Source organism: Deltaproteobacteria bacterium (assembly GCA_019309045.1).
Classification (GTDB): domain Bacteria; phylum Desulfobacterota; class Syntrophobacteria; order BM002; family BM002; genus JAFDGZ01.
Genome location: JAFDGZ010000019.1, coordinates 51,187 through 57,543, shown reverse-complemented (window position 1 = coordinate 57,543; position 6,357 = coordinate 51,187). Strand labels below are relative to the sequence as shown.

Annotated in this window: 10 protein-coding genes and 1 tRNA gene; 9 read left to right on the top strand and 2 right to left on the bottom strand. The window is 50.0% G+C overall.

The window, feature by feature from the left end; translation table 11 throughout:
- Positions 1-284: 284 nt before the first annotated feature.
- The 4 genes from JRI89_06010 to JRI89_05995 all read left to right on the top strand — a co-directional run bounded on the left by JRI89_06010 (position 285) and on the right by JRI89_05995 (position 1,881).
- The gene (locus tag JRI89_06010; GenBank protein ID MBW2070794.1) at positions 285-626 is read left to right on the top strand and encodes a hypothetical protein; all 342 of its coding nucleotides are present in this window, start codon (positions 285-287) and stop codon (positions 624-626) included.
- Complete coding sequence (locus tag JRI89_06005) at positions 623-895, top strand: ribbon-helix-helix protein, CopG family (protein ID MBW2070793.1); 273 nt, start codon at positions 623-625, stop codon at positions 893-895. Before JRI89_06010 ends, JRI89_06005 begins: the two co-directional genes overlap by 4 nt.
- A gap of 276 nt (positions 896-1,171) precedes the next feature.
- Positions 1,172-1,486, top strand: coding sequence for a nucleotidyltransferase domain-containing protein (locus JRI89_06000; GenBank protein ID MBW2070792.1), 315 nt, complete (start codon positions 1,172-1,174; stop codon positions 1,484-1,486).
- Between the two features lie 32 nt (positions 1,487-1,518).
- Positions 1,519-1,881 carry a HEPN domain-containing protein gene (locus tag JRI89_05995; GenBank protein MBW2070791.1) on the top strand — a complete coding sequence of 121 codons (363 nt, stop codon included), beginning with the start codon at positions 1,519-1,521 and terminating at the stop codon, positions 1,879-1,881.
- Between the two features lie 111 nt (positions 1,882-1,992).
- Here the strand turns inward: JRI89_05995 and JRI89_05990 are convergent, their stop codons facing one another.
- Together JRI89_05990 and JRI89_05985 are read right to left on the bottom strand one after the other, a co-directional pair.
- Entirely contained in the window at positions 1,993-2,475 is a 483-nt protein-coding gene (locus tag JRI89_05990; GenBank protein MBW2070790.1) for a hypothetical protein, read from the bottom strand.
- Positions 2,476-2,511: 36 nt separating this feature from the next.
- The gene (locus JRI89_05985) at positions 2,512-2,751 is read right to left on the bottom strand and encodes a hypothetical protein (GenBank protein ID MBW2070789.1); all 240 of its coding nucleotides are present in this window, start codon (positions 2,749-2,751) and stop codon (positions 2,512-2,514) included.
- 865 nt (positions 2,752-3,616) lie between these two features.
- Between JRI89_05985 and JRI89_05980 the strand changes: the two genes are divergently transcribed.
- From JRI89_05980 to JRI89_05960, 5 genes are all read left to right on the top strand, one after another.
- Positions 3,617-3,692, top strand: a tRNA-Gly gene (locus JRI89_05980).
- 236 nt (positions 3,693-3,928) lie between these two features.
- On the top strand, positions 3,929-4,414 hold the full coding sequence (locus tag JRI89_05975; GenBank protein MBW2070788.1) for a ribosome maturation factor RimP: 486 nt from the start codon (positions 3,929-3,931) through the stop codon (positions 4,412-4,414).
- Positions 4,415-4,625: 211 nt separating this feature from the next.
- Positions 4,626-5,918: a transcription termination/antitermination protein NusA gene (gene nusA / locus JRI89_05970; GenBank protein MBW2070787.1), complete on the top strand. Its 1,293-nt coding sequence runs from the start codon at positions 4,626-4,628 to the stop codon at positions 5,916-5,918.
- Positions 5,893-6,219 carry a YlxR family protein gene (locus tag JRI89_05965; GenBank protein ID MBW2070786.1) on the top strand — a complete coding sequence of 109 codons (327 nt, stop codon included), beginning with the start codon at positions 5,893-5,895 and terminating at the stop codon, positions 6,217-6,219. Before nusA ends, JRI89_05965 begins: the two co-directional genes overlap by 26 nt.
- Positions 6,191-6,331 (top strand): hypothetical protein, encoded by a 141-nt coding sequence (locus JRI89_05960; GenBank protein ID MBW2070785.1) that lies wholly within the window; start codon positions 6,191-6,193, stop codon positions 6,329-6,331. The genes JRI89_05965 and JRI89_05960 overlap by 29 nt, the downstream gene beginning before the upstream one ends.
- The last annotated feature ends 26 nt before the right edge of the window (positions 6,332-6,357 follow it).

Sequence of the window (6,357 nt, the reverse complement as noted above, 5' to 3'; positions counted from 1 at the left end):
GCTGACAGCTGAAGCAGACGACAGCGGCGCCGCCCATTTTCATATATATTGCTGCGATCTGTAAACCGTGTTGAATTGGATTTGTCGAGCCAGTTTCCCCCTCCGCTGTCGCCGTTCAGGCGCAACCTGCGGGTTGCGCCTGAACGGCCAAAAACACTGTCAGGCCATGCTGACGGTTGGCTTGCGAATCGATACCCACCCAACACCATTGAGCGAAACATTTGCATTTTGATAGGTACTATGAGATACTTTGAGATGGCAACGAGACATTGCATGAGGCATCGATGGCACGAGGGAAACCGTTTGAATGCGAGATCACCGTCTCACCAGGAGTGGAGGAAAAGCTCCTGAGGAAGCACAACATTGAAATGTGGGAGGTTGAGGAGGTCATTTATGATGACAAGCATGCATTGTCGATTTCCTATGGTGACTGCTATTTTGTTTATGGTCAAACATTTTCGGGCAGATGCCTTTTGGTATTGGTGAGGATCCTGTCAGCAAAAGAAGTCTTTCAACTTGGGCTTGAACCGAAAATCAAAGTGCTCAAGGTCATTACTGCTAGGGATATGAACGCCAGACAAAGAAGGGCATACAGCCAGAGAAAAGGAAGAAGAAAAGGACTATGAAAAAGAAAAAAAAGGTGTCCCACATACCACCCATGAGCGATGAGGACCTGGAGAAGTTCTGGGATGAACATGAGCCGGAGGAATTTGACGGTTGGCAGGAAGGTGATTTGCAATTTGTTCGTCCGGCCAAGAAATTGATCCAGTTGCGTCTCGACCCCAGGGATGTCAGGGAAATTGATAGAGAAGCAAAGCGAACAGGAATTGACCGGGCCCAACTGGTTCGCTCCTGGGTGAGAGAAAAGCTAGCGGAACTGAATAGAGCGGAGTGAGATATTTCTTTCGATGGTCTGAGATTGTTCAACAAATTGCCCCCATCCGCAATTACCGATGGTAGCCGCAACCTTCAGGTTGCACATGGGCAGCGAACAACACTATGATGGTCTGCTGCCGGTTGGCTCATCGAATAGATGCCCACGGAGCGCGAGCCTGTGCTCGACGTCACGAACCCACCTGCCCGAGCAGGATTTTCGGACATTTTAGCCAGGCAAAACCGTGCGGCAGCTTCGCACAGGGCTGAGTGCAGAGACCATTTTTGAGGTGATTATATGAATCGTGATGAATTGATTAAGCAAATAAGGCAAGCTGTACATGAAGTGGAACCTGCGGCAGAGATCATTCTCTACGGTTCCCACTCCCGAGAGGATGCTCTGCCAGAATCAGACTGGGACTTCCTTATCCTGGTTGATGGGCCTGTTAGTGATGAACGTACAGATAGAATTAGACACAAGCTCTATGAAATAGAATGGGAATCTGGCGAAATTATCTCCTCGATTGTGCGGAACCGCGAAGAGTGGAATAGTGATCTCTATAAAGCTATGCCTTTTCATCAGCGAGTCCAGCGAGAAGGAATCAGACTGTGACAGAATGGAACAAAGAGTTGGTTTCGTACCGTATGAGCCGAGCAAAAGAGGCACTGGAAGACGCTGGTATCCTTGCCAATGCAGGGCGGTGGAATGCCTGTGTGAACCGTCTATACTATGCTTGCTTCTATGGGGTTTCGGCTCTTCTTGTACGTCATGGGCTGTCGTCATCCAAACATGCGGGCGTGCGCAGTCTTTTCAATAGGCAATATGTGAAGACGGGTAAGATCCCGAAAGATTTGGCCCACATCTACAATGATCTTTTTGAGAGACGGCAAGAGGGTGACTACATCGACTTCGTCAGGTTTCAAGAATCGCAAGTTCTGCCATGGATCCCAAAGCCAGAACAACTCATCAGGTATATTACCAGCATGGTTGAAAATGAGATAAGTTGAGGCGCACGCTTTTCTTATGTGTACTAGCTACGATCAAATCTGACACTTCGCGTTTGCGGTCAAGCTAAATTACGCTACGCTTTATGGGGGCAAAAACGTTGAACCTGCAGCTCACAACTCAATCAAGCCATTTTCTATGGCTATAGCCACGGCGTGGGTGCGGTTCATGGCATCAAGCTTCCGCACTATGTTCTTGACGTGAAAATTGATAGCGCTCTCGCTTCTCCCCAGGATCCTGGAGATATCCCAGGATGATTTTCCCTCTTTCAGCCATCTGAGAACTTCAGTTTCTCTGCTGGTCAGAGCATACTTGACTCTAGTCTTTTCTTTGAACAACCTTTTCAGTGCCTCTGAAAGATGAGGGACTGCATATTTGATTATAGCCCTTGTTCGCCTGTTGTTTTCCACCTGCTTCCCGGCAAAGAAAAAGCAGGTTGCACCGTTGAAATTAAAGTCACGCACTCCGTAGGCAAAGCCATCCTGCAGGCCAAATGCTTCTGCCTGCAGGGTGATCATGTCTTTCTTTCCTGATAAACACCGTTTTGTCACCTCGTCCCAGTTCTGAATTTCAAAACTCCTCAGAAACTCTATCAATACCGCATCAACCAGGTGATAATCATTTTTGTAATATCACTCGAGAAACTCCACAGGATAATTGACATTCACCATCTTTTGTTCACATATCTGGTCGACAACAACTTCTTCCCTCAAGTTCTGGTGACCGCAAACCGCACATTCGAAAGCAATCAAATCTTGCAAGTCCAGAAGCAACTTCCGGAAGTCCTCTTCACGGCGGCAGTCCAAGCCATTGGACACTATTTCCAGCAGCCCGATGGCATCCTTCTTTGAAAGGTATCTTCCCAAATCCATGATTAACATGCCACCTTTCTTTAATCATCCCCCGCCGCTAGAGATCCGGCCTCCCACGACAGCGGAGGTTTGAAAACACCGAATTCAACGACTCTTCAAGGATAGCCTGAATACAACCGCATCGGCTGGCGCTTCGAGCTGGTACTGTATGGCAGAATCAGATCACAGAATTGGCAGGAATAATCGCCCCACAGGAAAATCAAAGCTGCTTGCTATTGACAGGAGTTGGCTGATCAACGACAGTTAGAATTCCCGGAATTTGGCTGGATGTATTGAGCTGTCCAAGCTTATCTGATAAAAGGCTTGGATGGTGATGGACAGACAGATAAGGAGGCATATGAAATTGTTACAGAGTGAGAAGACAATGGGGACGGCTGCAGCGAAGGCGGGGATGGACGAGAAGACGGCTCATAAATACAGGCGACTGGAGTTAAGCTTGTTCAAAGTAACGGGAATTTTAATTGACGCCAGACAGCCTGCAATCTTATCAGGCTGCGGAGCTGAAGTTGCGGCAGGAGTGAGGGCAAAGAATGTGAGGCCAGTTAGTTCAATCCGTGGCGTCTTTCACTGTAAGCCAGAAATCTTATCCAGCCTTGCCTGCCTGAAATGCGGCCGAAATATTTCGCGAGGACTCGGGCTAAACTGTTTCATCAAAGAGGTTCAGGGGTAGCAGCGAAGGCGCTGCCTTTTTGTTTTTGCTGTGTGCACGCAAGGTTTTCATATGGAAGGGAAAGGAGAGATTCCTTACGGTATTTGATCCGTGATATGAATAACATTTTGATATAATTAAAAATCAAAAGGCTATTTTTAAATTGGAAAAATGTTGACAAAAATGGAGCAGTTGTTTAGATTTGAGATGTGTCGGGCGGGCATAGCTCAGTTGGTAGAGTACGAGCTTCCCAAGCTCGGTGTCGCGGGTTCGAATCCCGTTGCCCGCTCCAAAGGTGTGACCAACGAAGAGAAGGGGAGTGCCTGCGGAGGCGGTCCCTTCGGGTTGGGGTCCCTTTTTGAGGTAGCGGTTCGGTGGAGAGAAGACCATCGATAGAAGGCTTACTTCGATTAGTGGACGTTTGGGTTATAATTTCATTTACTTCAAAAGCTATCTTTTGTAGTTAAAGTACATTATAATCACGTCTGCTATGAGAGGTGGGCTGCGAGCCCACTTTTTTTTGACCCTATGAACGAGGACGTTCGCCAGGAAATCGAGCGAGAGCTCGAGCAGCTTGCCGAGGCCATTGTCGACTCGGAAGGCATGGAGCTGGTCAGTCTGGAGTACCAGCGCGAGGGACGAGGCTGGGTTGTTCGTCTTTTCATCGACAAGGAAGGCGGCGTCACCGTAGACGATTGCGCCCTGATAAGCCGCCAGGTGGGTGACATTCTGGACGTAAAGGACATAGTGCCGCAGTCTTATCTGCTTGAGGTCTCCTCTCCCGGGCTGAACCGGCCGTTGAGGAAAATGAAAGATTTTGCCCGCTTTGCCGGCCGCAAAGTCAAGGTGCGTCTAACAGCTTCTCTTGAAGGACGCAAGAATATCACGGGGGATCTCCTGGGAGTAGAGGAAGATACAATCCTGGTGGCTGCTGCGGACCGACAGTACTCGATCCCCGTGGGCCTCATTGCCAAGGCCCGGCTGGTTTACGAGTACGACAGGAGAGAATCCTGACTGGACAATTGATAGCAGTCAAATGTAACAGACCGGCTCCATTGATCCGGCTGCGTATAATTGAAAAAACGACAAGAGGCCCATGGGTGCATAATGAGAGAGACTGGAGGCTGTTTTCAGTAGAGAGAACGTTAGCGGATGCACTTACAACAGGCCCGTGCCTGGTGTGGGAACCGCATTCGCATTGATTGGACAAAGGAGAGTACCGCAGATGATCCCGGATTTGAAAAGGTTGATCGACCAGGTCAGTCGAGACAAAGGCATTGATCGACAGGTGTTGATTGCCACGCTCGAGGAGGCAATCCGCTCGGCAGCGAAGAAGAAATTCGGCCAGGAGCTGGATCTCGAAGTCGCCTACAATGATGAGTACGGTGAGATCGAAGCCTTTCAATTCAAGGATGTGGTGAAAAAGGTTACCGATCCGGAGACTCAGATCTCTCTGGAAGAAGCAAAGAAGTTGGATCCAGAATGTGAAGTGGGAGACAGCCTGGGAATAAAAATAGACACGAATACCTTCGGTCGGATTGCAGCTCAATCAGCCAAACAGGTGATCATCCAGAAGATGAAAGACGCCGAGCGGGAGATCATTTACGAAGACTATAAAGACCGACGGGGCGACATTGTCAATGGTATCGTCCAGCGGCTGGACAAAGGCGGCATCATAGTTAATCTGGGCCGTGCCGACGCCGTGTTACCGTATCGCGAACAGGTGCCGCGGGAGACCTACCGGCAGGGGGATCGCATTCGAGCATACGTGCTCGAGGTGAACAGGGAAGCCCGTGGACCGCAGATTGTCTTGAGCCGCACACACCCGAACTTCCTCATCGACCTGTTTGCCATGGAGGTCCCGGAGATTGCTGAGGGAATTGTGACCATCATGGCTGCTGCCCGCGAGCCTGGAAGCAGAGCAAAAATTGCGGTTGTCTCCAAGGATCCCGATATTGATCCGGTGGGCGCCTGTGTAGGCATGAAAGGCTCGAGAGTGCAGAGCGTGGTGCAGGAGCTCCGGGGGGAAAAGATTGACATCATAGAGTACAGCATCGATCCGGCGAAATATGTCTGTAACGCGCTGGCGCCTGCAGTTATTTCCAAGGTGATCATTGACCAGGCAAACAGGTCAATGGAGGTGATAGTGCCGGACGATCAGCTTTCGCTCGCCATCGGCAAACGAGGCCAGAATGTGCGGCTGGCCTCACGCCTTACTGAATGGCGCATTGATGTGAAGAGCGAGAGCAAGTATCAAAAATCACTACGAGAAGGCTACGAATCCCTTCTGGAGCTGCCTGGCATAGGCGAGGCCACTGCGGACCATTTGTACGAAGCCGGCTTTGTGTCCGCTGAGGAACTGTCAAGTGCAGACATAGAAGAGCTGGTGGCTATACAGGGGATCAGCCAGCAAAAAGCTGAGCGCTTCATTGAAGCGGCCAAAGCTTATGCGAAGGAACAGGAGGAGGCGACAGCGAAAAGCGAAGAGGAGAATGCGGCAACTGAAACGAGCGGCTAGAGAAGGACATGAACATAAAAGTCGTGGCCATATACCGCAGAGGACCTGTATAGCATGTGGTGCCAAGAGAGCAAAAAGGGAACTTATTCGGTTTACCGCTGACGCACAAGGCGGTATTGTCTTTGACTTTAAACAACGGCAGCATGGTCGGGGAGCGTATATATGCAAGTCTGGAAAATGCCTCGACAGGGTGACGATAGGCAGGCTGCGCAAAGCGCTGCGCCGATATATAGCTGATTCATGCTGGAAGCCGACTGCAGTGAAGGAGTACCTTGAGAGCAGCGACTGTGGGAAAAAATAGCAAGAGCAGCGGACTCGGTTTTCCCGGCGTGGTGTATTCCCATTACTCCTGTCCAGGGATGTGGGCTATGGACATGAAAAGACGAGCAAAGGAGCCCGGCGTGCTCCGCTAAAAGACTGACAAGACTCTGGGGGGTCG

Excerpts from the sequence above, each read along its gene's own strand:
- JRI89_06000 (MBW2070792.1), top strand. The coding sequence starts at position 1,172 with ATGAATCGTGATGAATTGATTAAGCAAATAAGGCAAGCTGTACATGAA.
- JRI89_05975 (MBW2070788.1), top strand. The coding sequence starts at position 3,929 with ATGAACGAGGACGTTCGCCAGGAAATCGAGCGAGAGCTCGAGCAGCTT.
- JRI89_06010 (MBW2070794.1), top strand. The coding sequence starts at position 285 with ATGGCACGAGGGAAACCGTTTGAATGCGAGATCACCGTCTCACCAGGA.
- JRI89_06005 (MBW2070793.1), top strand. The coding sequence starts at position 623 with ATGAAAAAGAAAAAAAAGGTGTCCCACATACCACCCATGAGCGATGAG.
- JRI89_05965 (MBW2070786.1), top strand. The coding sequence starts at position 5,893 with ATGCGGCAACTGAAACGAGCGGCTAGAGAAGGACATGAACATAAAAGT.
- nusA (MBW2070787.1), top strand. The coding sequence starts at position 4,626 with ATGATCCCGGATTTGAAAAGGTTGATCGACCAGGTCAGTCGAGACAAA.
- JRI89_05985 (MBW2070789.1), bottom strand. The coding sequence starts at position 2,751 with ATGGATTTGGGAAGATACCTTTCAAAGAAGGATGCCATCGGGCTGCTG.
- JRI89_05995 (MBW2070791.1), top strand. The coding sequence starts at position 1,519 with ATGAGCCGAGCAAAAGAGGCACTGGAAGACGCTGGTATCCTTGCCAAT.